The sequence below is a fragment of the Pseudomonas sp. SIMBA_068 genome (assembly GCF_046534705.1).
Classification (GTDB): domain Bacteria; phylum Pseudomonadota; class Gammaproteobacteria; order Pseudomonadales; family Pseudomonadaceae; genus Aquipseudomonas; species Aquipseudomonas putida.
This window is the reverse complement of sequence record NZ_JAWRYI010001062.1, coordinates 1-254: the sequence shown is the minus strand read 5'-3', so window position 1 is coordinate 254 and position 254 is coordinate 1. Positions and strand designations below refer to the sequence as shown.

Sequence of the window (254 nt, the reverse complement as noted above, 5' to 3'; positions counted from 1 at the left end):
ATATCGATCGTGGTGATCAGATCCTTGAGCATCTGTGGCAATTCGGGGTCTTTGATCAGTTGCCCGCGCAGGCGAACATCCATGGCACCGGCGGGCAGCCCCGCAAGATTCTCCAGGGCCATGTCCACCAGGCTCATCTTCACCGGCTCGATGTAACCACTGCCGAGATCGCCGACCGGCACCTTGAAGGTCACTTCCAGATCTTTGGCGGCGTAGCCCTTGGAGGCCAGGTGAGCGTTGAGCTGTTGTTCGGC

At 59.4% G+C, this 254-nt stretch carries 1 protein-coding gene; it reads right to left on the bottom strand.

Features of this window, described 5'->3' with window-relative positions:
* Positions 1 to 254 (bottom strand): hypothetical protein (locus SB756_RS32690; protein ID WP_410913591.1); only part of this gene is annotated, 254 nt, incomplete at both ends.